General features: G+C 45.5%; 21 protein-coding genes. 9 read left to right on the forward strand and 12 right to left on the reverse strand.

The window, feature by feature from the left end:
- Positions 1 to 5 precede the first annotated feature (5 nt).
- Genes RIG68_RS04590 through RIG68_RS04605 form a run of 4 tightly spaced genes read right to left on the reverse strand, consistent with a single transcriptional unit; the run spans position 6 to position 3,013 of the window.
- Positions 6 to 572, reverse strand: a complete 567-nt coding sequence (locus RIG68_RS04590; RefSeq protein WP_350119168.1) for an FKBP-type peptidyl-prolyl cis-trans isomerase — start codon at positions 570 to 572, stop codon at positions 6 to 8.
- A 13-nt stretch (positions 573 to 585) separates the two neighbouring features.
- A complete protein-coding gene (locus RIG68_RS04595) occupies positions 586 to 1,068 on the reverse strand; it encodes an FKBP-type peptidyl-prolyl cis-trans isomerase (protein WP_350119171.1) in 483 nt (160 codons plus the stop codon).
- 3 nt (positions 1,069 to 1,071) lie between these two features.
- On the reverse strand, positions 1,072 to 1,989 hold the full coding sequence (locus tag RIG68_RS04600; RefSeq protein ID WP_350119174.1) for an FKBP-type peptidyl-prolyl cis-trans isomerase: 918 nt from the start codon (positions 1,987 to 1,989) through the stop codon (positions 1,072 to 1,074).
- Entirely contained in the window at positions 1,982 to 3,013 is a 1,032-nt protein-coding gene (locus RIG68_RS04605; protein ID WP_350119177.1) for a DHH family phosphoesterase, read from the reverse strand. The genes RIG68_RS04600 and RIG68_RS04605 overlap by 8 nt, the downstream gene beginning before the upstream one ends.
- Before the next feature lie 194 nt (positions 3,014 to 3,207).
- Here RIG68_RS04605 and ndk point away from each other — a divergent pair, with 194 nt between their 5' ends.
- Positions 3,208 to 3,627, forward strand: a complete 420-nt coding sequence (ndk, locus tag RIG68_RS04610; protein ID WP_151998071.1) for a nucleoside-diphosphate kinase — start codon at positions 3,208 to 3,210, stop codon at positions 3,625 to 3,627.
- Positions 3,628 to 3,679: 52 nt separating this feature from the next.
- Here the strand turns inward: ndk and RIG68_RS04615 are convergent, their stop codons facing one another.
- On the reverse strand, positions 3,680 to 4,468 hold the full coding sequence (locus RIG68_RS04615; RefSeq protein WP_350119180.1) for a segregation and condensation protein A: 789 nt from the start codon (positions 4,466 to 4,468) through the stop codon (positions 3,680 to 3,682).
- Between the two features lie 166 nt (positions 4,469 to 4,634).
- Here RIG68_RS04615 and dxs point away from each other — a divergent pair, with 166 nt between their 5' ends.
- Together dxs and RIG68_RS04625 are read left to right on the forward strand one after the other, a co-directional pair.
- The gene (gene dxs, locus RIG68_RS04620) at positions 4,635 to 6,554 is read left to right on the forward strand and encodes a 1-deoxy-D-xylulose-5-phosphate synthase (RefSeq protein ID WP_350119184.1); all 1,920 of its coding nucleotides are present in this window, start codon (positions 4,635 to 4,637) and stop codon (positions 6,552 to 6,554) included.
- Positions 6,555 to 6,572: 18 nt separating this feature from the next.
- Positions 6,573 to 7,355 carry an alpha/beta fold hydrolase gene (locus RIG68_RS04625; RefSeq protein WP_350119187.1) on the forward strand — a complete coding sequence of 261 codons (783 nt, stop codon included), beginning with the start codon at positions 6,573 to 6,575 and terminating at the stop codon, positions 7,353 to 7,355.
- 59 nt (positions 7,356 to 7,414) lie between these two features.
- On the opposite strand, the gene RIG68_RS04630 is transcribed toward RIG68_RS04625, so the two are convergent.
- Positions 7,415 to 8,410 (reverse strand): hypothetical protein, encoded by a 996-nt coding sequence (locus RIG68_RS04630; RefSeq protein ID WP_350119190.1) that lies wholly within the window; start codon positions 8,408 to 8,410, stop codon positions 7,415 to 7,417.
- A 665-nt stretch (positions 8,411 to 9,075) separates the two neighbouring features.
- Between RIG68_RS04630 and RIG68_RS04635 the strand changes: the two genes are divergently transcribed.
- Positions 9,076 to 9,810 carry a hypothetical protein gene (locus RIG68_RS04635; RefSeq protein ID WP_151998066.1) on the forward strand — a complete coding sequence of 245 codons (735 nt, stop codon included), beginning with the start codon at positions 9,076 to 9,078 and terminating at the stop codon, positions 9,808 to 9,810.
- Between the two features lie 51 nt (positions 9,811 to 9,861).
- On the opposite strand, the gene RIG68_RS04640 is transcribed toward RIG68_RS04635, so the two are convergent.
- From RIG68_RS04640 to RIG68_RS04650, 3 genes are read right to left on the reverse strand one after another with little or no spacing between them, the layout of a single operon-like run.
- Positions 9,862 to 11,304, reverse strand: coding sequence for an aldehyde dehydrogenase (locus RIG68_RS04640; protein WP_350119193.1), 1,443 nt, complete (start codon positions 11,302 to 11,304; stop codon positions 9,862 to 9,864).
- Positions 11,301 to 12,317, reverse strand: a complete 1,017-nt coding sequence (locus RIG68_RS04645; RefSeq protein WP_350119196.1) for a dipeptidase — start codon at positions 12,315 to 12,317, stop codon at positions 11,301 to 11,303. Before RIG68_RS04645 ends, RIG68_RS04640 begins: the two co-directional genes overlap by 4 nt.
- Positions 12,292 to 13,080, reverse strand: a complete 789-nt coding sequence (locus tag RIG68_RS04650) for an SDR family oxidoreductase (protein ID WP_350119199.1) — start codon at positions 13,078 to 13,080, stop codon at positions 12,292 to 12,294. Before RIG68_RS04650 ends, RIG68_RS04645 begins: the two co-directional genes overlap by 26 nt.
- A gap of 99 nt (positions 13,081 to 13,179) precedes the next feature.
- Between RIG68_RS04650 and RIG68_RS04655 the strand changes: the two genes are divergently transcribed.
- The 4 genes from RIG68_RS04655 (at position 13,180) to RIG68_RS04670 (ending at position 17,520) form a co-directional block, all read left to right on the forward strand.
- Positions 13,180 to 13,704 carry a 3-hydroxyanthranilate 3,4-dioxygenase gene (locus RIG68_RS04655; RefSeq protein ID WP_350078342.1) on the forward strand — a complete coding sequence of 175 codons (525 nt, stop codon included), beginning with the start codon at positions 13,180 to 13,182 and terminating at the stop codon, positions 13,702 to 13,704.
- A 12-nt stretch (positions 13,705 to 13,716) separates the two neighbouring features.
- Positions 13,717 to 14,742, forward strand: a complete 1,026-nt coding sequence (locus RIG68_RS04660; protein ID WP_350119202.1) for an amidohydrolase family protein — start codon at positions 13,717 to 13,719, stop codon at positions 14,740 to 14,742.
- Positions 14,743 to 14,807: 65 nt separating this feature from the next.
- Positions 14,808 to 16,199: a kynureninase gene (gene kynU, locus RIG68_RS04665; RefSeq protein ID WP_350119205.1), complete on the forward strand. Its 1,392-nt coding sequence runs from the start codon at positions 14,808 to 14,810 to the stop codon at positions 16,197 to 16,199.
- Positions 16,192 to 17,520 (forward strand): FAD-dependent oxidoreductase, encoded by a 1,329-nt coding sequence (locus RIG68_RS04670; protein WP_350119208.1) that lies wholly within the window; start codon positions 16,192 to 16,194, stop codon positions 17,518 to 17,520. Before kynU ends, RIG68_RS04670 begins: the two co-directional genes overlap by 8 nt.
- Here the strand turns inward: RIG68_RS04670 and RIG68_RS04675 are convergent.
- The gene (locus RIG68_RS04675; protein ID WP_151998059.1) at positions 17,517 to 17,978 is read right to left on the reverse strand and encodes a tellurite resistance TerB family protein; all 462 of its coding nucleotides are present in this window, start codon (positions 17,976 to 17,978) and stop codon (positions 17,517 to 17,519) included. The genes RIG68_RS04670 and RIG68_RS04675 overlap by 4 nt on opposite strands.
- A 192-nt stretch (positions 17,979 to 18,170) precedes the next feature.
- On the opposite strand from RIG68_RS04675, the gene crtD reads away from it, so the two are divergent.
- Positions 18,171 to 19,643 carry a 1-hydroxycarotenoid 3,4-desaturase CrtD gene (gene crtD, locus RIG68_RS04680; RefSeq protein ID WP_350119211.1) on the forward strand — a complete coding sequence of 491 codons (1,473 nt, stop codon included), beginning with the start codon at positions 18,171 to 18,173 and terminating at the stop codon, positions 19,641 to 19,643.
- Here crtD and RIG68_RS04685 read toward each other — a convergent pair.
- Together RIG68_RS04685 and RIG68_RS04690 are read right to left on the reverse strand one after the other, a co-directional pair.
- Complete coding sequence (locus RIG68_RS04685) at positions 19,635 to 21,131, reverse strand: MltF family protein (protein ID WP_350119214.1); 1,497 nt, start codon at positions 21,129 to 21,131, stop codon at positions 19,635 to 19,637. The two genes, crtD and RIG68_RS04685, sit on opposite strands and share 9 nt — an antisense overlap.
- An 85-nt stretch (positions 21,132 to 21,216) precedes the next feature.
- Positions 21,217 to 22,545 carry a TolC family protein gene (locus RIG68_RS04690; RefSeq protein WP_350119217.1) on the reverse strand — a complete coding sequence of 443 codons (1,329 nt, stop codon included), beginning with the start codon at positions 22,543 to 22,545 and terminating at the stop codon, positions 21,217 to 21,219.
- Positions 22,546 to 22,553: the final 8 nt, after the last annotated feature.

Consider the following 22,553-nt stretch of genomic DNA (forward strand, 5'->3'; position numbering starts at 1 on the left):
TGACGCTAACGAATTTGAACCATTTTCAACTCCCACACGGATGGTGAGTTGGCCGGTATTTGTCCGTAGGCAACCGTCCCAAAGGCCAGCTTTGAAGGCAGGTAAAATACGTATCTATCGTTCAATTTCATTAGCTGACTGCCTTCTTTAAGCCCTGCTACCTGAAAACCTGAGAAAACAAATCCTGCACCAAAATTGAATTTGTAGGGTACGTAGGCAATGGCTGAGTCATAGATATTGTACTTCAAAGCCACGTCAGTGAACGTAGTCTCTATTACGGCGCTATCCATTCTGCTGATGGTAAAGTGCACCGAAACGATGTCATTCTTATTGGGTGCAGGCCCGCTGCCCTCTTCAAGAATCTTGTACCTAAGTCCGCTCTCCGTAGTCTGCACGCCCTCAATGCCGTACTTAGCCAAATATTCATCAATGGCTATGCTGTCCTTTTTGTATTGCGCCTCCACATCAAATACAGGGTCAGGCTCGTCCACGCTAAGATCGCAGCTTGCAAGTGACGCTGCCAGCGTTCCAACAAACAAAATAACCGCAGCTGTTCTAACTCTAAATACCATCACTAGACTTTATTTATCTTTTGCTGTCTAAAACCTCAATCTTAAAAATCAAAACCTGATTGGCCCCTATATCGTCCCCAAAGCCTCTCGTGCCATAGCCAAGATTTGAAGGTATGAGCAATATGGCTTCGCTGCCTACAGGCAACAGCGCCACTCCCTCATCCCATCCTTTAATTACTTTACCAACACCAAGCGTAAACTTATATGCCTCGCCGGTATCATAAGAAGAATCAAATTTTTTGCCACTTAGCAGTTTACCTTCGTAGTTTACAGTGACTACTTCGTTCACTCTGGGGAAGGCACCGGTGCCTTCCCTGGTGATTGTGTACCTGAGCCCACTTGTTGTCGTTTGAACATTTTTCAGGTCGTTCTTCTTAATGTACTTATCGATAGCATCGTACTGCTCCTGTAGCGTAAGCGGATCATCATCTTTATTACATCCCAACGTCACCAATCCAATCACCACAAGTAAAAGAAGAGAAATTCGCTTTATCATAGTCTACATTTGTTCGATCCCAACCAACACTACTTCAAATTTTAAAATCTCGTTTGGCTTAATTGCTCCGCCCGCACCTCTTGCGCCGTATGCCAGAGAAGATGGCACGTACAATGTGGCTTCTGCACCTGTGTTAAGCAGGGCAATGCCTTCGTCCCAGCCCGGAATTACTTGGCCCCGGCCTATCACAAACTGTAGTGGCTCACCCCCGTCATGGTCATAAGATGCATCAAATTTCTCTCCGCCAAGGGTGGTGCCAATATAGTGTACGTTAACCATGCTTCCGGGAGTCGGAGTTTCGCCGGTGCCCTGCTTTGTGATAACGTAGCGAAGGCCGGACTCAGTGGTTTGAGCGGCAATATTATTGTCAGCCAAATATTTGTCGATGATTTCACCGTCAACTATAATTTGACCTTCGGCCTCCATCTGCATTTTTTCCATTTCAGCTTGCTGTAACGCCATCTGCTCCTCCTGATATTGTTCTTCGCTCATCATATCCACCAGGCTGCAATTGAAGGTGATCTGGCTGCCTCTCTTGATAGAGTCCGGCAACTGAGTTCCGAATGTATCCTCAAATAGTGCTTCAGCGGTCATTTTAAATTGCACACTGTCTCCCTTTTTTAGTTCACGGAACACTTCGTAAAGTACTCCCTGAGTTTGCCAGGCAGAATCATTGTAAAGCATAGGCAATGGTCTTCCTCCTCCGGCTTCTACGCTATTGAATAGTGCATTGCCATTCTCGTTGAGGTAAGAAATATGCATAGTAAGAATCTGGCCATCCTTAGGCTTCTCCCCTTCGCCACTGCGGATGTAAGACACCTCTGCCCCGGATTTCGTTGTAAATTTGTCAGAACCACCACAGGCAATTACCAGTGCAGCCAGTCCCAGCAACCCTGATAGATTTTTAATTTTATTAAACATGTAAGAATGAAATGTTTTTGTTTAGATCTTCTTTATATAAAGGCAATAAATTCTTGAATTTTTCAACCGTTGCTTCCAGGCTTTCATTTGACGCCCCTCCTGCAGCATTTTTGTGGCCTCCCCCACTAAAGTTGTCTCTCGCAAACTGGTTGACGGAAAAATCTCCTACCGACCGGAACGACATTTTTACTTTCCCGTCCCTTTCTATGATTGTGGCGGCCATCACCACACCCTTTATTGACAAGGCATAGTTCACAAGCCCCTCAGTATCACCATTCTTTGAGTTGAACTTCTTCAGGTCTTCCTTGCTGATCACAAAATAGGCAACACCAAACTCGGGCAGCACCTGCAACCTTTGACTGAAAGCGAACCCTAAAAACTTCAGTCTATCAATGGAGTTATTATCGTAGATCAGTTTGCTCACTTTGGTGACATCCGCACCGCTATCTATCAGGTCCGCCACTATTCGGTGAACTCTGGATGAAGTTGAAGGATGCCGAAATGAGCCTGTGTCGGTCATAATGCCGGCGTACAGGCATTCTGCAATATCTTTGTCAATAAGGGATTTGTCTCCAAGTTGCTCGATAAGCTGAAAAACGAGCTCAGCGGTTGCCGCAGCTTCTATCGTCCAAAGGCTATAATCGGCGAAGTCACCTGGGTTGAGGTGATGATCGATGAGTACCTTCACTGCCTTAGAAGCAGCCACCAGCTCTCCTACTTTTTCAATCCGGGACAGCGTGGAAAAATCGAGGCAGAAAATAATGTCAGCCGCATCGATTAACTTCGCCGAGAGCGTCTCATTTCCATCTTCGAAGTTGATTACAGCGTCATTTCCCTTCATCCAGGCCAAAAACTCCGGGTAATCGGTGGGGGTAATCACATCCACATGATGCCCTTTTGCCAAAAGATAATTCGCCAAACCCAACGAAGAGCCCAATGCATCGGCATCTGGCTTTATATGGGTAGTGATGATTATTCGCTTGGGTTGAAGGAGTAAATCCCTAAACTGGTCAATTTGCTGCATGTAAAATAATACCTTCCGAGGAGAACAGGTAAAATGTGAAGTGCAAAAGTGAGAAGAATATTTTAATTAGAAAAACGCATTCCCGAACGTAAATGATTAAAGGAGTGCCTATTTAGCGCCAGTGTTCGTTCAAAACAAATTAATCTGCTAACTTTGCGGGCGTTTTGAAAACCCTTTCTAATATATAATCAAAAATGGCAGGATCAATTACCTTTTCAATGATTAAGCCTGACGCTTACGGCGCAGGAAACTCCGGCGCAATCCTAAAAATGATTGAGGAAGCTGGGTTTACTATTAAAGCAATGAAGCTAACTAAGCTGACTCCCGAGGTGGCTGGTAAGTTCTACGAAGTGCATAAGGAACGTCCTTTTTATGGTGAACTTTGTGCCTACATGTCTTCAGCACCAATAATTGCCCTAGTGCTTCAAAAAGCCAATGCAGTAGAAGAGTTTCGCAAACTTATTGGTGCCACCGACCCTACCAAGGCTGCCGATGGAACCATCCGCAAGATTTTTGCTAAGTCAATTGAGGCAAATGCTGTGCATGGGTCTGACTCAGACGAGAATGCTGCCATTGAAGCTGGCTTCTTTTTCTCTCAGTTCGAGAGGGTTTAAGAAAGATTAGCCAAAGCGAGCCACGGAGCCATGAAGCATTTCATGGCTTTTTTTATTCTTCAGGCAGCACCACCACTTCTTCGCCTTCAAGTTTTTCAATCCAAAAGTTGTTAAACCCCTCTCCTATGAAAATGGTGATCATTCTCATTTGCAGCAGCTCCAGAATGGCAAGAAAGTTAAATATCACTGCAATTTTCGTTGGCATATCTTCCATTACATTAGCAAACGACACCCGGCCAACATCACCCAGTTTATTCATGATGAAGTCCCTTTGACTGGAAATGGTGAATGGGTATTGCACCACATTGTGTATCGGTTTTTTCTGCTCGTACTCAAACCTCTCCAACACCCGCATGTACACTTTCAGCAGCTTATAAAGGTCAATATCCTGCAACTCAGTTTCCACGTTGTTTATTTCTGACAGCGACCTGAGCTCTTTTTCAAGATTCCCCCTCATTTCTCTGTCCAATCTGTATGCCTCCATTTTCGAGAGCTCCTCCACCACCGACTTGTACTTCTTGTACTCCAGCAGGTGTTTAACAAGCTCCTCTCTTGGGTCAATTTCATTGCCTAGCTCGTCCAGCACTGGCCTGGGTAGCAGCATCTTTGCCTTTATGCGCATCAACGTAGCTGCTACTAATATAAATTCGCTGGCCACCTCAATATTCATTGACTCGAGGTGCTGTAGGTAGTCAAGAAAGTCGGCCGTAATTTTAGAGATCGGAATATCATGAATATCCAGCTCGTCTCTTTCAATGAAGAACAAGAGCAGGTCAAACGGCCCTTCGAACAATGCCAATTTGATTTCAAACTTTGAAGAATCGGTTTGTGAGATATCCATTTTCTGTAAGGTAGCATCAAATTTACCAACTCAGTAAATAATAGTAAGCCTTTAGCCAAAAAAATGTACCTTTGCCACCTTGATTGACTCATAAAGAGAAAAAAGTTACAATAAACATTTAAGGAACTGGTTAGTTGATTACCTTATATCACAACCTGCGAATAGTATGCTGATACAGCCCGGCGAGCTTCTTTCCACTATCAATTACCCTTCTGACGTCAGAAAACTTGATCCATCACAGCTAGTGCAGCTGGCGGATGAATTACGTCAATTCATTGTCGACAATGTGTCAGTATATGGTGGGCATTTTGGAGCCAGCCTTGGCGTTGTGGAGCTTACCGTCGCCCTTCACTACGCATTTAATACGCCAAATGATCAGCTGGTTTGGGACGTGGGGCATCAGGCATACGGGCATAAAATCCTCACAGGAAGAAAGGAGGTATTCCACACCAACCGTTTTTATGGTGGGATATCCGGCTTCCCCAAAAGAAAGGAAAGTGAATATGACGCCTTTGGGGTAGGTCACTCTTCAACATCTATTTCTGCGGCGCTTGGGATGGCAGTGGCTTCCCACTACAAAAAAGAAAAGCAGAAGCAACATGTAGCTGTAATAGGCGACGGTGCCCTTACGGGTGGAATGGCCTTCGAAGCCATGAACCACGCCGGCGTAGCGAACAGCAACCTGCTGATAGTGTTGAACGACAATTGCATGTCGATAGACCCCAATGTGGGCGCACTAAAGGATTACCTTACTGACATCACCACCTCCCACACCTACAACAAGGTGAAGGATGAAGTGTGGAACATCCTTGGGAAAATCAGCAAGTTTGGGCCAAATGCCCAGGAAATAGCTTCCAAGGTTGAAAACAGTGTAAAGGGCTTTTTGATAAAGAGCAGCAACCTCTTTGAATCCCTCAACTTAAGATATTTTGGGCCGGTAGACGGCCACGACGTCACCCATCTAGCTCAGATTTTCAATGACCTGAAAGACATTCCCGGCCCTAAAATTCTACATTGTGTAACAGTGAAAGGCAAGGGCTTCGCTTTAGCGGAAAAAGACCAAACAAAATGGCATGCGCCGGGTAAGTTCGACAAGCTAACAGGAGAGATTCACAAGAAAGTTTATGATGCGCCACAACCGCCCAAGTATCAGGATGTGTTTGGACACACTCTTGTTGAGCTGGCCGAAAAGAACGAAAAGATAATGGGGATCACCCCAGCGATGCCCTCTGGCTCCTCCATGAACATCATGATGAAAGCCATGCCGGACAGGGCTTTTGATGTAGGCATTGCCGAGCAGCATGCGGTAACTTTCTCCGCCGGCCTGGCTACGCAGGGATTAACTCCCTTTTGCAATATTTACAGCACATTTATGCAACGTGCATACGATCAGGTGATCCACGATGTATGCCTTCAAAATCTGCCGGTGGTGTTTTGCCTCGACAGGGCCGGCTTTTCAGGAGCTGACGGGCCCACCCACCATGGGGCTTACGATATTGCGTTCATGCGCTGCATCCCTAATATGGTCGTTTCCTCACCAATGAATGAGGAGGAGCTTCGAAACCTGATGTATACCGCCCAGCTGCAGCAAGAAGGTGCATTCACTATCAGGTATCCAAGAGGCAACGGGGTAATGCCCAATTGGAAGACCCCTTTCAAAGAAATACCAATTGGCCAAGGCAGAAAGCTTAGAGAAGGCGATGACCTGGCTATCCTAACCCTAGGGCACATTGGGAACTATGCCACCGAAGCATGCCATATGTTAGAAGAGGATCATGTGGATGCAGCCCATTACGATATGCGGTTCGTGAAGCCATTGGATGAGGCGATGCTGCACGAGGTCTTCAAAACTCACAAATATGTAATCACAGTCGAAGATGGCTGCCTGCAGGGCGGTTTCGGCAGTGCCATCATTGAGTTTATGGCCGACAACGGCTATACCGCCAAAATTGTGCGGCTGGGAATCCCTGACGACGTGATTGAGCACGGAGAACAGCATGAACTGCACCACGAGTGTGGCTTCGATGCGCAAGGGATTTACGACGCAGCTGTCAAACTACTTGAGCCGTCCGGCGTACTAAAATAATCTTACTATATTGGCTCTATGGGCCTATTTGTAAAGAAACTGTCACCAGAAGAGGAACTACCGTCTTCTATCCACCCTCCTGTACTTTTGCTTCACGGTTTTTGTGAGGATCACACCATTTGGGAAAATATGCTGTCGGCTTTTCCTGGCAGAACAATCTATCTTGTCGACCTTCCCGGCTTTGGGAAGAGCAATGTAGAGCTACCCAACCCACTTTCCATCGATTGGGTGGCTGAGGTTATTTACGATCAGGTGATTGACCCTGAAAAGATTGAACCGATTGTTGTCGGGCATTCACTGGGAGGCTATGTGGCGCTGGCCATGGCAGAAAAATATGGGAATAGCCTGAAAGGCCTGTGTCTGTTTCACTCCACTGTCTTTGCTGATTCAGGGGAAAAGAAAGCAACAAGAAACAAAGTGATTGATTACGTCACCAAAAGCGGAGTAGAAAGCTTTACCACTGAGTTTGTTCCCGGTCTTTTCCACAGCCTCTTTAGAAGGAAGAATCCGGACATTTTGCAGCAAGTGGTTGACCTGGCGGGAAGAACCAGGCTTGATACCCTGACCGCCTACACTGCTGCCATGCGGGACAGGCCTGAAAGAAGCACCGTGCTGAAAGTATTCAATAAGCCAAAGCTGATCATAGCCGGTGAAAAAGATGGTGCTGTACCATTAGAACAAAGCCTGCTAATGAAAGAAATGGTTGGGTCTGATCAATTTGTCCTTTTGGAGGAGACAGCCCACATGGGCATGTATGAGAAACCTGAAGCCTGTAAAAAGGCGCTTAGCTCGTTGGTGTAAAAAAAGAAAGGCCACCCCGATGGAGTGGCCTTCACTAAAGTATTTTCAAATTGAGTGAATTACTCAGCGTCTTCCTGAACGAGGATTTCCAGTTCGATTTTACCATCTGATCCAGCAGCGCCTGTAATCGACTTCACCAAAATCAAACCTTTTTTGCTACCACCAGTTTTAGTTGAAGCGGTGACAAAGGCAAGAACTTCACCTTCTTCTAGACCACTTTCAATACCTGGATCTGCATCAGCAGCAGTAGCTGCTTCAACCGCAGCGTCAATATCCGCCCAAGTTTTTACACTTCCCTCTGCTCCAAAAGCTGTGTCATCAAGAGTAGTTCTTCTGAAAGTAGTAGCATTCTTTGTTCCCCAAGCAGCCTGACCATAAGCAAAAGGATATGCCGCTGGAGACGCAAGAGTAGCGAAAGTACTAGCTCCATAGAAATAACCAAAGTCGATGTTAGCCGAAATTGGATCAGAAGACTCCAATACAGCTTTCATAGAGTAGGTCAAGCCAGTGCTTGTGCTGAAGAAAGTTTCAGAACTTTTTTCGGCAGTAGTCGCTCCAATTGGAGCAGACAAAAGAACAGTTGAGTATGCTCTTGCTTCAGGAGACGGAGGAGCAGAAGCTGTTACAGTGATAGTTTTTGTTGCTTTTTGATCGCTGTCATCAACAGCTTCAAAAGTCCAACTGATCTCTTTGCCTTCATCTTCTTCATCAAATTCGTATGACAAATTAATTGACGCCGTGGTATTGTCGGCATTAGTAGTCACTTCAGTGTCATCTCTGGTATAGGGTACTAATGTTCCAGCAACACCATCAATTGAAGGAGTGATGTTGAGTGTGTTAAATACTCCAGGAGCTGTGATGGAAACAGCAAAAGTTACCTCATCGCCTGTAATTGCAGTAAACTCTTCTCCAGAGCCTTCTACATCACCCGAAACAGCAACTGTGATCGAAGGTCCGTCCGGTAGCGGCTCTTCTTCGTCACCACCGCAACTTGCCAAAATGGCTACAGATCCGATTGCACTAAAGAACAATAAATTTCTAAATAGTTTTTTCATGGTTAAATAATTTGAATTGGTTTGCAAGATTATGAATTATATCGTAAAAATTAAAGTTTATACCCAGTTAATGCTATTTTTAAATTTTACCAACGTTTTTGTCAGGTCAAATGAGATTTTACAAAAAAATTACACTTTGATAACAAACAGAGGCCTAATTGCCCTTAGGGTTAAAAATTTGGGTTGCTAACAACATCTATGCTCCCAATTTATATTGAGGCATTCTAAACAATTATGGTTGGCTTTGGGGTAATGAAATTGAAGAGTCAATAAACTACCCAAAGGTACCAATAACCACGTGCAAATTCCATACCTAATAATAGGTATTTCTACTATTGAACCAGATTTTCATCAAAAAGTTGCGAAAGAGAGTGCCATTTCCGCTTTCCGGAAGAAAACTAAACAGCTATGCCTGCCTTTTTGTTTAGCATATTACATTGAGTAGCAGCACAAAACGGCCCGGCCCTGCATTCTGATACTTTTGGTTGCCGCCATTTTTTTTTTAATTTTAGCTGTTTATAAGATTGAATAAATGCTGAATTAAATATATTTGTACATTGCAATACTGTAAATGTGCAATTCTCACAACGAAAGAGCTATTTAATTGCCACATAAACCTTACATCGAACAAAACTTACTTTTGAACCTATTAACGTCGAATCGCTATGCAAGAAATTTCACCTAGTCTGCTTGAAGCTTGGAACACCTATGGGAAATATGGGGCTTATGCTTTAGTTGCTATCGGTTTAGTTGTCCTTATTTATCATTTCCTCAGATTAGCTTCTATCGGTGATAAGAAAACTAAATATGACTATATCAACAAAAACGAGATCAACTTTTTGTGGTATGCCTTTCTTCTTATAATCATTGGTGCTGCTTTATATTCAAATACGCTTGTAGAACAAACAGGTGTTCTTTGGTTCTTCGTAAGGATATTCGTTAGTTCCATGCTTGGTATCATTGCAGGTGTGGTTGTTCAAAATGTACTCAAGTTTTACTACCCCTTCTATATTGAGAAGCGTTTGAAGAAATTGAGATACTCTCCAAGGCTCTCTCCCGATGGCCGTAAGATGAAGCTTCTGAGTGAAGAAGAGGAAGATGAATACCTTGACGAAGGTATGCAGGCTGAAGAACTTGCCTTCTCCGTAGACTATGACGTTTGGATTGATGAAGTGTCAGGTTACGTGAAGATTGAAAAATACAATGGTCGACTTCATGCACTACAGTGCAGCGAGTGTAACTATCAAACCCTCAGAGTGATGAAAGAGGAAGTTACCAGAACAGCCACTAATGATGAAGACGGCGAAATGATGAAATACTACGAGTGCTCTTACTGCGGCCATAAGGAGCGTAAGCCATTCAAAATCAACAGACTTAAGCCAGAAGGCGAAGCTGTTTAATGGATGACACCCATCATAAAAAAAGAAAGGCCTCACTTGAGGCCTTTCTTTTTATAGTTTGATGCAAATGTTTTGGGCTTCGGTGAAAAACCGCAACGACTCGAAGCCACCCTCTCTACCCAAACCAGAATTTTTCATTCCGCCAAAAGGAGTGCGAAGGTCTCGCAAAAGCCAGGTATTGACCCATACAATACCAAAATTCAGCTTGTGAGAAACATTGTGCGCTTTCTTCAGGTCAGACGTCCAAATATTTGCCGCCAGACCATATGATGACTCGTTGCCCAGGCTAATGGCCTGATCGGCCCCTTTAAAAGGTTGAACGGTTACTATTGGCCCAAATATCTCCTCCTGATTTGTCCGGCATGAGTTTGGCAACCCAACAATCACAGTCGGCTGCACAAAATAGCCCCCTTCACATCTGCCAGCAACCATTGCCCTGCCGCCGCCACACAAAACATGCCCACCTTCCTGTTTCGCTACCTCCAGATACTGTAGCACCTTCTGTTGATGTTGTTGAGAAATAAGTGCCCCTATCTTTACGTTGACGTCCAATGGATCGCCCACCTTCAAACCGCCAACCTGTTTTACAAATTCACTCAAAAACTTCTCATAAATACCCTCCTCAACATAAATTCTCGAACCACAGAGGCATATTTCACCCTGATTGGTGAAGGAAGATCGAACAGCACTTTCAACAGCCAAATCAAATTCACAATCTTCAAAAATGATGGTTGGGTTCTTACCACCAAGCTCAAGGGATGTCCTTTTAAATGTGTCGGCAGCTGTAAGAGCAACCTTTCTTCCTGTGGCAGTCCCTCCGGTAAACGACACGGCTTTGACCTCGCCGTGTTGGACGATGGACTGACCAACCTTGCCGCCGGTTCCGTGTACTATATTTAGGACGCCAGGAGGCAGCCCGGCCTTTATACAAATTTCTGACAACAGGAAGGCCGTGTGGGGAGTGAGCTCTGACGGTTTGGCAACTACGGTGTTCCCGGCGGCTAATGCCGGTGCTACCTTCCAGGTGAAGAGGTACAAGGGCAGATTCCAGGGAGAAATGCACCCAATCACGCCAAGAGGGCCACGTCGGGTATAATTCAGTGCAACACCGTCCTCCAAATGCGATTCGGAGGCAAATTGGGTTATAGCGTGCCCAAAGAAACGGAAATTAGCCGCTGCCCTGGGAATATCCATGGCATTTGAAAGCCACAGGGGCTTTCCTGTATCGGTTGTTTCAGCAAGAGCAAGCTCTGCCTGGCACAGTTCCACAGCGTCTGCAATTTTAATAAGGTACTGTGACCGCTCCCCGGGAGTGAGGGCAGACCACCCCGGAAATGCTCTTTTTGCTGCGGCTACTGCCTCCTCAACGTCTTCATGGCTACTATCAGGCAACAAACTGTAGACTTCGCCCGTCGCCGGATTATAGTTATCCAGATAGTCTTTTGACTTTGGGGTCACCAGCTTTCCGTCGATATAGTTGGCAAACTTCTTCACTTCAATGACGAGTAATAACCAATAGCATTCTTATAGGCAATTCCATCTTCAAAATGCTCCCCACCCCTCTCCCTCATTTCGGCGAGAATTTTCTGATACCAGGAGGCGTTGTCCTGTCCTTGAAAATAGATTGGGTAGCGAGACGGGTCAGGGTGATTCAATGCATAAAAGAAGTCGGCACCAAATGCCAGAAGGTGATGCGCCCCAAGCTTTGTGCCATGGTCAATGTGATCATACAACACTCCAGGATCGGTGTCGTTGATATAGTTACGCAGAAAATTAATGCCGATCAGTCCATTTCGTCTTATCAGCTCCATCGCCAGCTCATCCGGAAGGTTTCTGACATGGTTGTGAATCTTTCGAAAGTTGGAGTGGCTAGCCAACACCGGGACATTAAGGCTCCTTTTGTCTATATAATTTAGAATGCCGTAAGCCAGCTTGTCACTCGTATGTGCCAAATCAATTGGAATCCTTTTTCCGTCCAGAAAGTCAAGCAGCACTTCACCATCGGCCTTCAGCCCCACATCCGAATAGTTTCCGCCGCCAAAACGATTTTCATAGTGATGCGTCATGATAATGTAGGCCAGCGGGCCGGATGATGCGACCATTTGCTCCAGCCGGATTAAGCCTGCGCTGAGGCTCTCGTCCTCTTCACAAAAGGCTGATCCATTTTCTATTGCCAACCAGGCGTAGCAGCCTGAGTGGTTCTCCAGTGTCTCCGGAGAAAGTGCACTGCTTGTAAAACGGCTAAAAAAACCGTTGGAGAGAATAGGGAGCTCGTCAAAAAGCTTTCGCTGTTTCTCACCAGCCGCACTACTTCCTGCTTTGGTATCGGTGTAGATGGCCATTACCTGAAGTTTAACATTGCCAGCCTTTAAATGCGGTACAGCGGCGCCAAATTCCATAGCCTTATCTACCCGGGCACCTGGTACTGACGACAGATAGGATAGCAAATCGCAATGAAGGTCAACAATAGGCTGCTTCATGTTAAATAGAGCCAGTTCTTCCGCCATCCACCGGGATGCTTGTACCGTTAATATAAGCCGCTGCAGGCGTCGCCAAAAAAGCGACAAGTGATGCAATTTCCTCTGAGGTACCAAAACGCCCCGCAGGCGCTTCCATCTTCATCGACCTGCCCACTTCCTCTTCCGATTTGCCTTCTTTTTCAGCCTTCGATCTGATGAGGGAAAAGAGTCTCTCAGTTTCAGTGAAGCCGGGCAACACATTGTTTACCGTTATTCCAAAAGGTGCCAACTCAAGTGAGAGCGTTTTTGCCCAGCTTGCTACTGCCCCTCTCACGGTATTGGAAACGCCCAAACCGTTGATAGGTATTTTGACTGAGGTGCTTATTACGTTAACGATTCTTCCAAACTTCTTTTCCTTCATCCCCGGTGACAGCTTCTGCACAAGTATATGGTTACAATGTAGGTGCGCCTCCATGGCATCAAACACCTGCGAATAATTTGCATCGAGCAATGGCCCGCCCGGAGGCCCTCCGGTGTTATTGATCAGTATGTCATAGCGAGCTCCCCGGTTGATAGCAGCTGTGACGGCCACCTCAACACTAGAGGGGCTACTGAAATCTGCCGAGAGGTAATTGTGCGACTGCCCGTTTTCAGCAGCCAGACCAGCGACAATTTTTTTCATAGCTGCCTCATTTCGGGCCAGGAGCGTAACTTCAGCGCCGAGCCTGGCCAGCTCAATGGCGCTGGCGAGGCCAATTCCCTGGGTGCTGCCACAAACCAACGCTTTCCTTCCCTTTAAATCTAAATCCATAGTTTAGTAACCGTTACCGTTTTCTCGTAATACTACCTTTTCCTAAATGGGTATTATTCGTTATTTTTAGAAAAATACGAAAACATTATTCGTTTAGCTATGACTATTAAAAGACCCTTCAATTTTAAAGGTTGGATAGATGAAAATCGACATTTGTTAAAGCCTCCGGTAGGAAACCAGCAAGTTTATAAAGGAAACGATGATTTTATTGTGATGGTAGTTGGGGGGCCTAACTCCCGAAAGGATTATCACTATAATGAAACCGAAGAATTCTTCTATCAGGTGGAAGGAGATATAAAACTGAAAATAATAGAAGATGGGAGGCCGCTTGACCTGATCATTAAGGAGGGAGATATTTTCTTGCTGCCTGCCAGGGTGCCTCACTCACCGCAAAGGCCAGCTAATACTGTGGGGCTGGTAATGGAAGTGTACCGGGGAGAAAAACACAAGGATGGCTTCATGTGGTTTTGTGAAGAGTGTGGTCACAAACTCCATGAGAAGTTTGAGGTGATTACTGACATTGTTTCGCAACTGCCTCCAATCATGGAGGAGTTTTACGAGAGCGAAGAAAAAAGAACCTGTGGCAACTGCGGCACCGTGATGGAGCCGCCGACAAGGAACTAACTTTGTGTTTACATGGATCCTGATTTCAAAATAGACATACACACGCATATTCTCCCGGAGAAATGGCCGGATTTGAAGGAAAAGTATGGCTATGGCGGATGGATCAGGCTTGATCACCACAAGCCTTGCTGCGCCCGTATGATGATCGACAATAAGTTTTTTAGGGAGGTAGAAGGCAATACATGGGATCCGGCGAGGAGAATTCATGAATGTGACCAGCATGGAGTGGGTGTGCAGGTGCTGTCGACTGTGCCAGTTATGTTTAACTACTGGGCCAAGGCAGAAGATGCTCACGATCTTTCGATGCTGCTAAACGATCACATCGCTTCCATTGTGCAGGAATATCCCGACAGATATATCGGTCTCGGCACGCTGCCTTTGCAGGACACCAGGCTCGCAGTGAAGGAGCTGGAAAGGTGCGTGAAGCAACTAGGCTTGCATGGGATTGAGATAGGCACACACGTAAATAAGCTCAATCTGGATGCAGAGGAGCTCTTCCCCGTTTTTCAGGCAGCGGAAGAGCTGGGCGCTTCGGTGTTTGTTCATCCATGGGACATGATGGGCAAAGAGGACATGCCAAAGTATTGGCTGCCCTGGCTTGTGGGCATGCCCGCAGAAACCTCCAGGGCTATTTGCTCACTTATTTTCGGAGGAGTTTTCGAAAGGCTTCCAAACCTTAGAATAGCCTTTGCTCACGGAGGGGGTTCATTTCCCTCAACCATCGGCCGAATTGAGCATGGCTTCAACGTTCGCCCCGACCTTTGTGCTGTTGACAACCCGGTTAACCCGAGAAATTATATAGGTAAATTTTACCTCGACTCGCTGGTTTATGATCAAATGGCTTTGGACATGCTGGTGAAGCTAGTCGGCGAGGATCACATTGTTTTGGGGTCGGACTACCCTTTTCCCCTGGGTGAGCATGAACCGGGAAAACTTATACAGTCAATGCCGTATTCGAAGAGCACCCGGCAGAAGCTACTTCACAAAAACGCCCTCAACTGGCTGGGAATCCATCAGAACAAAATGGCCAAGGCGTGAAAATTAGCCACTCTCATCACTCCAACCTTTCTAATTTACCTATTTTTGCCGTTGGCAGGGACTAAATGGAAGCTAACTTCAAACCTTCAGGCGTTACTGCTCATTGCGAGGACGGCGCATTGACCATATATTTTATAGACAACTTTAGCCAAACATACATGAGTATCCCTTATAACCACTCTCTTAGCTTCGCCAGGGAGCTTGATGAACATGACCCCCTCCATTCATTCAGATCTCTATTTAAAATTCCTCAAAGAAATGGTAAGGATTGTATCTACTTCTGCGGGAATTCACTTGGACTTCAGCCAAAAGCTGCGGCGAATAGCATCGTAGAGCAAATGGACAATTGGGCACATTTTGCAGTAGAAGGTCACTTTGAAGGAGCCACACCCTGGATGACCTATCACAAACAAGCCGGGAAAACGCTCAGCCGTCTGGTAGGGGCGAAAGAGCACGAAGTTGTGGCGATGAACAGTCTAACGGTGAACCTGCACCTGTTGCTCGTCACCTTTTATCAACCTAAAGGGCAGCGAAGAAAAATTCTGATGGAGAAGGGTGCCTTCCCATCCGACCAATATGCCCTGGAAAGCCATTTGAAATGGTATGGCTACGATCCGGAAGAGTGCATCATAGAAGTGGAACCAGATATCGACGCCAACCTTTACTCTACAAATCATATAACAAATGAAATATCGAAGGCCGGAGACGAACTTGCTTTGGTGCTGTTCAGTGGGATACAGTACTACACCGGCCAGCTTTTCGACATGGCTGCCCTTACCAAAGCAGCCCATGGGGTCGGAGCGCTGGCGGGCTTCGATTTGGCCCACGCCATGGGAAATGTGCCGATGTTTTTGCATGATGCTGAGGTTGACTTTGCGACCTGGTGTTCTTACAAGTACCTCAACTCAAGCCCGGGAGGCATTTCGGGAATTTACGTCCATGAAAAACATGCCGCCAATAAGGGTTTGAATCGCTTTGGCGGATGGTGGGGACATAATGAACAGGAGCGATTTAAGATGAAAAAAGGGTTCGACCCAACACCCAATGCCGACGGTTGGCAGCTAAGTAATGCCCCTGTATTACTGTTGGCGGCGCACATGGCTTCTCTGGATATTTTTGAAAAAGCAGGCATTGATAAGCTGAGAAAGAAGAGTGTGGCCCTCACCGGTTTTTTGGAGTTTCTGCTCAGGGAACTTAATGAGGATGACGAAACTGTCCAAATTATTACACCTTCCAATCCTGAAGAAAGAGGTAGTCAGTTGAGTTTATTCATTACGAACGGGAACAAAGAGGTTTTCAACGCTATCCAAAGAAGGGGAGTTATTGCAGACTGGCGTGAGCCGAATGTCATAAGAATTGCTCCCGCCCCATTATACAATTCCTTTGAGGAGGTTTTTCAGTTTGTTGAAATTCTTAAAGAAGAACTTTTAAAGCTATCATCAATAAAACATGGCTAAAGAAAAAATACTAATCCTGGGTGCGGGGCTGGTTGGTTCGCTGCTGTCCATTTTTTTAGCTAAGAAGGGTTTCAAAGTTGAAGTTTTTGAAAAACGCCCTGATCCAAGAAAAAATGATGTACTGGGAGGACGATCTATCAATCTGGCATTAAGTGACAGGGGCTTGCTGGCTTTGGAAAAGGCAGGGGTCACCAAAAACCTCGATAAGGTGATGCTGCCTATGCATGGTCGTATGATTCACCAGTTGGATTCCCAGGTTCATTTTCAGCCTTATGGAAAGGCTAACCAGGCTATCAACTCGGTATCGAGGGGTTTGCTGAATGAGTACCTTATTGGCGAAGCAGAAAGTGCTGGTGCTGCCTTCAGGTTCGGGCACAAATGTGAGCAGGCCGACATCGATGACTCTGTACTTTCCTTCTCAACGGGTGGGAAAACAAAGGAGTATCGTGGTGACGTTATTATTGGAGCTGACGGTGCCTACTCCGTTCTTCGGGCCTCTTTTTTACATTCAGATAGGTTCAACTTTTCGCAAGACTACCTGCCACATGGGTACAAAGAGTTAAACATTCCTGCAGGGAAAAATGGGGAGTTCCAGATTGACCCCAACGCCCTCCACATTTGGCCAAGGGGCAAATTCATGCTCATAGCCCTGCCCAACATCGACAAGAGCTTTACTTGTACGCTCTTTCTTCCATTTGAAGGGGACTCCTCTTTTGACGCATTAAATACACCAGAAAAAGTGGGTGCTTTCTTTTCCGAAGTTTTCCCTGATACACTACCGGTTATTCCCAATCTCACCGATCAGTTTTTCACCAATCCCACCTCCTCGCTGGTCACCATTCAGTGCTTCCCGTGGAGTAAAAAAAGAAGCCTGCTGCTTGGCGATGCCTCCCATGCCATTGTTCCTTTCTTTGGGCAGGGAATGAATGCAGGTTTCGAAGACTGTCGACTTCTGGATGAGATCATAGATGCTGAATACCCAAGCTGGGAAACAGTATTTCAAACATTCGAAAAGTCACGCAAGCCAAATACTGACGCCATTGCCAGGCTTGCTAATGATAACTTTATCGAAATGCGTGATAAGGTAGCAGATGCCGGTTTTATCTGGCAGAAAAAACTGGAAGCGAGGATCCACGAAAAATATCCTGACAAATGGACACCACTTTACACCATGGTGACATTTTCGAACATGCCTTACAGCAAGGCACTTGAGCGTGGCAACAGGCAGGAGTCGATTATGCGTAAAATAAGGGAGGTGTACCCAATGAGCACACCTCCGGAAGCTATCGACCTGGAAAAAATCGTTGGTTGGCTGGACTAGTTATTTAAATCCAGCCTGCTTGACAATTCGTCAATCAATTTTTGCTCAGCACTTGAAATCCCGTCCGTAGCATTGGCAAACAGGTACATTGATTCCAGTACCAAATCCTTTGCTGTTGGGTCTTCCTTAAGGAAGTCATTCAGTGCATTAATAAATTTCTTTCTCCAGCGTTCGCTATTGTCAATCAGGTAGCGAAACTCTGTTTTGTACACATCGGAAAGGGACTCGACTTCGTCGGGGCTAGCTGCCAGGTTCTTGCCTAGGTTTTCGGCAGCTCTTAGCACAGCATCCCATTCCTCTTTGTCCAACACTCCATCACTCATTGAAACAAGCAGCGAAGGAAACATTTGAACCAAATAAGTAAATTGCTCAAGAGTAAGCTTGGCAGGGCGGTACCTCTGGTATTCCTGCTGTAATCGGTCGATGGCGTAAGACATGGTGTCGTTAATTGCGTTCATTTTAAGTAGAAATCTAACTGCTGGTTGTCTTTACATCATCGATTAATACGCCTTACAAAATAAAGGTAACCAATTTTTAGAAACTATCTTATAAAAAATATAATTTTTTTTAGTAAAATTTTCCTGTGCGAAAAAATTGTGCTCAGAGAATAACCTAAGCCTGACTTTAATGTTACTAAGAAAATACATTTAATGGAAAAAACCGTCGGAATTATTGGAGCGGGTATAGCAGGCATGGCTACGGGTATCAGGTTGGCTAACAAAGGATACAAGGTCACAATTTTTGACATAAATAATTATCCTGGAGGCAAATTGACTGAACTCAGGCTTGGGAAATATAGATTTGATGCTGGCCCTTCCCTATTTACAATGCCAGACTATGTCGATGAATTATTCAGAATATCAAAAAAAGATCCAAAAAATCACTTCAACTATAGGCCACTCTCTAACACCGCTAATTACTTCTTCGATGACGGGATTTCTCTGCAGGCTTCTGCCAACCCACAACTATTGGCCGCAGAGCTCGAGGACAAACTGGGAGAGCCAGCCGCAAACACACTGGCAGCTCTCAAGCACAGCTCATTTTTGTACGAGCACCTGGCCGACCTCTTTATTCACAGGTCGTTGCACGATGTAAAGACGTTTTTCAACAAGCAGGCGCTTAAGGCTTACAAAGTGCTGCACAAGCTTGACCTTTTCAGGACCATGCACGCTGCCAACCGACAAAGGTTCGCCAGGGACAAAACCACGCAACTATTCAACAGGTATGCGACCTACAATGGCTCCAGTCCATATTTAACGCCGGCCACGATGAATATCATTCCTCACCTGGAGTTTGGTGTGGGTGCATTCATACCAGAAAAAGGCATGCACCAAATAACAGAAAGCCTCTTTAAGCTTGCGAAAGAGAGTGGGGTAGAATTCCGCTTCAATAGCTCGGTGCAAAAAATCAATCTGAAAAATGGTAAGGTAACCGGCCTCAGGGCTAACGGCCACGATCATCCATTTGACAACATAGTCAGCAATATGGACATGGTGGCGACCTACAAGCGCTTGCTCCCGGAAACAAAAGCGCCAGCGAGGCTTTTGAACCAGCCAAAATCCAGCTCAGCCCTTATCTTCTACTGGGGAATTAAAAAGAATTTTAAGCAACTCGATCTCCACAATATTTTCTTTAGCAGTGACTATAAAAAGGAGTTTGATCATATATTCTCCAAGGGAGACATTTATGCCGACCCTACAGTATATGTAAACATTACATCAAAAGAAGTGAGCGGCGATGCGCCAGCAGGTTGTGAAAACTGGTTTGTGATGATCAACGTCCCTCACAATTCAGGGCAAGATTGGGAGCTGCTGAAAGCCCAGGCAAAAGAGCACATCCTTACAAAGCTTTCCAAGGTTTTGAAGACCGACATATCGGAACTGATTGAAGAAGAAGCAGTGCTTGACCCCATCAGCATTGAGTCAAAAACATCTTCCTCGCAAGGAGCCCTGTATGGCAACAGCTCTAACAATAGGTTTGCTGCCTTTCTCCGTCATCCCAACAGAAGCCGGAGGGTGAAAAATCTTTATTTCTGCGGAGGAAGCGTACACCCAGGAGGTGGCATTCCGCTGTGTCTATCGTCTGCCAAGATTGTGGCAAGCTATTTTCCAGACCTACACTGAAATCATTTGAGAATACTGATCGAACAGAGACAAGATGTCGGCAACGTAATTGACCGGCTCGGCTCCACGGCAGTAGCCAAATTCGGCCACGGGATCATTAAAATAATTCGGTTCTGACTTTTTAAGAAGATACTCCGAAACATCGTTCCAGCTAGTAGCATCTCCATGATACTTCTCAGTGAGCTTAACCGCATCTATCACATGGCCCTGGCCAACATTATACGATGCCAATACAAACTTTATCCGCTCCTTTTTATCGGGAATGCGCTTAGTCCACAATTTATCCAGCCATAGCAAGTACTTAACTCCTGCGTTGATACTCTGAGTGGGATCTGTCAGGTCTTTTGCTCCATAAAGCTCGCCAGTGTCAGGCACCAACTGCATGAGTCCGACAGCCCCAGCCCACGATTTTGCTTTGGGTTTAAACTGAGACTCCTTAAATACCATTGCAGCCAGCAGCTTCCAATCCCAGCCCAGTTCATGAGAAGCTGCTTTAATTTCCTCATCGTAAGGAGAAATGGTGTTGCTGTTCAGGTTAGAAAAGTCACTTTGAGCCAGCAATGTATATGTCTTCGTGTTCTTGAAATACCGGTTATAAATAACATAGTAATCGGCCGTTTTCCGCATATCATCGATCCAAAGGTTCAAAGACTCCTGCAGCTGGCTTGCGTTTTTTCTTACACCCCAGGCTATTTGCTGCGGCAGGCTAATAGCGGTATTGACGTCGAGAATAGGGAAATAAGTGGCGTTGAGCAGGGCAACATTCTCTTCTGCAACCGTGTATTGAATTTTGCCTGTAGCCACCTCATGAATCAGGTTCTCCGTCGTCTGCTCGGCGAAAGCCGGAACAAGCACAATGTCGCCACCAATTTCGTCGCTTAGGTTCTCCAGCCGGCTTATGTATGACGATCCCTTGCGCACAACAACCTCTTTGCCAATGAGGTCGACTGGGTTCGTCAAAAGCTGATCCTCAATCTCATGAAGCTTCATCTGGTACCAATTTTCAGGCTTTCGTTGTATAAGCACCAGCCTTACAAGGTTGTGGTAGTGTGTAAACGCAATCCTTTCCTTTCTTTCTTTTGTAACTGTGAGGTTGTAGGCAAGAATATCTCCTTCCCCGCTGTTGAGCTTCCTGAAGCTTTCTTCCAGATCCTGAGAAATGATGAACTGTAGCCTCACTCCTATGGATCTGGCGTACCTTCGCAGCAGTTCATAATCATAGCCCATGGGCTGGCCTTTATATATAAAGTAGCTTGTCGAACTGTTTTCGATGATGACTTTCAACAATCCCCTGGCCATGATCTTGTCAAGGTCGAGGTTGGCTACTTCTTCGGTCGCTTTCTTATTCTTGTCAATGGCTTTCGAATCAGAAGAAGTCCTGCCGCATCCAGCAAAAAGACACAGGGAGAAGCAAAGGAGCAATCGATAGTGAATGCTAAATGTGCGTAGGCACAACAGCGTTATCAGGGTACGTTTGCAAAGAAACATATCCTAAAATAGGCTTTTTTTGGTAAAAAGCTAGTTTTGATTTCTAAAGACACAGGAAGGGAGGTCACGCCACCCTTTCTGCAACCTACTCTGAGAACGTCGTGATCAGGCTCCCGCTCAGCCTGAGCAGCTCAATTTCAGCCAGCTTTGTTGAGAAGGCGGCATTGATAAGACGGCTCTCAGCCTGTACGGCGTTTATTTGTGCTTCTCTTAGCTCCAAAGGCGTATAATTACCAAGCTGATATCTCTCCAACGCAATGCTTTCATTTTCTCGGGCGACCTCGAGATTTTGCCGTTCAATATTAATAAGGTCCAGGCTTGTGATGTACCTATTGTACATCTTGTTAATGTCGGCTTCAAGAGACAATCTCAAATCTGCTATTGAGTATTCTGCCGTCTCCATTAGCACCTTTGCGTTCTGCACTCTTCGGTTAAGATTAAAGCCATTGAAGATATTTACGCTTGCAGTCACCCCGTAGTTAAAACCATTCGTTCTGGTCAGCGCAGCAAAGCCAACCTGCGAACTGCTATTGCCTTTTGAATATGCTGTAGTTAGAGAGACAATTGGGAATCGATCACTTTTCAATTCCCTCATTTGTAAGTGAGCAATGTTCAGTTGTCTTTGCGACTGAAGCAAAGAAGGGTTCTTCATGTTTGCCGATTCAAGCAGCTCGCCCAAAACCAAATTTTCGTTGATATCAATCGTTTGGTCAACTTCAACGCCTGCCTCGATTTCTCTTGCCAGTACTCTGTTAAGATCTACCTTGGCTTGGTATAGCAACTGTTCCTCATTGATCAACAAAGTTTTGTCGGTATTGAAGTCGACTTGAGCAGCTAGGAACTCAACCTTGCTCGCTTTACCTATTTCATATTTATTCTGAGCTATCTCAAGCCTTCTTTCGGATAGCTGCAACGAGTTGTTTAGCACCTTTATTCGCTCCACTTCCAGGGCTACAGTATAGTAAGTGGACAGCACTTCTGCTACTGTGTTCTCCATTGTCACTTTCATCAACAAGTTGCTGGCTTCGTTCTGCTGCCCCAACCTGTCATAGGCATAAAACATTCCTAATCCATCGAAAACAACCCAGTTAAATGAGGCACCTATACTAGCCTGCTCCGACTTTGCCCCCTGAATATCAACTATTGTCCGGTTCGCATCGTTTCGCTCCTGATAAGTATCATTGGATGCAAAGTTTTTAAATGCTGTAACTCCAACAGTCGGTAAAAACCCAGCATTGCCCCTTGTAACATCATTTTCAGAAATTTCCCGGGTATTGTCAGCTATTTTAATGTTGTAGTTGCTTTCGAGCGCTATCCTTACCGCCTCTGGCAGGCTCATTATGTCCTGAGACATCAAGCTCTCTGATAGCAGCAGCGCACCCAGAACGAAAAACGCAATCCTCACTTTGTTCATATTATTAT

It is taken from the genome of Imperialibacter sp. (genome assembly GCF_040222385.1).
GTDB lineage: Bacteria > Bacteroidota > Bacteroidia > Cytophagales > Cyclobacteriaceae > Imperialibacter.

Bases quoted from the DNA above. Each gene is read 5' to 3' on its own strand.
- RIG68_RS04690 (WP_350119217.1), bottom strand. From the start codon at position 22,545: ATGAACAAAGTGAGGATTGCGTTTTTCGTTCTGGGTGCGCTGCTGCTA.
- RIG68_RS04630 (WP_350119190.1), bottom strand. From the start codon at position 8,410: ATGAAAAAACTATTTAGAAATTTATTGTTCTTTAGTGCAATCGGATCT.
- RIG68_RS04685 (WP_350119214.1), bottom strand. From the start codon at position 21,131: ATGTTTCTTTGCAAACGTACCCTGATAACGCTGTTGTGCCTACGCACA.
- crtD (WP_350119211.1), top strand. From the start codon at position 18,171: ATGGAAAAAACCGTCGGAATTATTGGAGCGGGTATAGCAGGCATGGCT.
- RIG68_RS04590 (WP_350119168.1), bottom strand. From the start codon at position 572: ATGGTATTTAGAGTTAGAACAGCTGCGGTTATTTTGTTTGTTGGAACG.
- RIG68_RS04645 (WP_350119196.1), bottom strand. From the start codon at position 12,317: ATGGCGGAAGAACTGGCTCTATTTAACATGAAGCAGCCTATTGTTGAC.
- RIG68_RS04670 (WP_350119208.1), top strand. From the start codon at position 16,192: ATGGCTAAAGAAAAAATACTAATCCTGGGTGCGGGGCTGGTTGGTTCG.
- RIG68_RS04660 (WP_350119202.1), top strand. From the start codon at position 13,717: ATGGATCCTGATTTCAAAATAGACATACACACGCATATTCTCCCGGAG.
- RIG68_RS04600 (WP_350119174.1), bottom strand. From the start codon at position 1,989: ATGTTTAATAAAATTAAAAATCTATCAGGGTTGCTGGGACTGGCTGCA.
- RIG68_RS04595 (WP_350119171.1), bottom strand. From the start codon at position 1,068: ATGATAAAGCGAATTTCTCTTCTTTTACTTGTGGTGATTGGATTGGTG.
- RIG68_RS04635 (WP_151998066.1), top strand. From the start codon at position 9,076: ATGCAAGAAATTTCACCTAGTCTGCTTGAAGCTTGGAACACCTATGGG.
- RIG68_RS04675 (WP_151998059.1), bottom strand. From the start codon at position 17,978: ATGAACGCAATTAACGACACCATGTCTTACGCCATCGACCGATTACAG.
- RIG68_RS04655 (WP_350078342.1), top strand. From the start codon at position 13,180: ATGACTATTAAAAGACCCTTCAATTTTAAAGGTTGGATAGATGAAAAT.
- kynU (WP_350119205.1), top strand. From the start codon at position 14,808: ATGGAAGCTAACTTCAAACCTTCAGGCGTTACTGCTCATTGCGAGGAC.
- RIG68_RS04605 (WP_350119177.1), bottom strand. From the start codon at position 3,013: ATGCAGCAAATTGACCAGTTTAGGGATTTACTCCTTCAACCCAAGCGA.
- RIG68_RS04615 (WP_350119180.1), bottom strand. From the start codon at position 4,468: ATGGATATCTCACAAACCGATTCTTCAAAGTTTGAAATCAAATTGGCA.
- dxs (WP_350119184.1), top strand. From the start codon at position 4,635: ATGCTGATACAGCCCGGCGAGCTTCTTTCCACTATCAATTACCCTTCT.
- ndk (WP_151998071.1), top strand. From the start codon at position 3,208: ATGGCAGGATCAATTACCTTTTCAATGATTAAGCCTGACGCTTACGGC.
- RIG68_RS04625 (WP_350119187.1), top strand. From the start codon at position 6,573: ATGGGCCTATTTGTAAAGAAACTGTCACCAGAAGAGGAACTACCGTCT.
- RIG68_RS04650 (WP_350119199.1), bottom strand. From the start codon at position 13,080: ATGGATTTAGATTTAAAGGGAAGGAAAGCGTTGGTTTGTGGCAGCACC.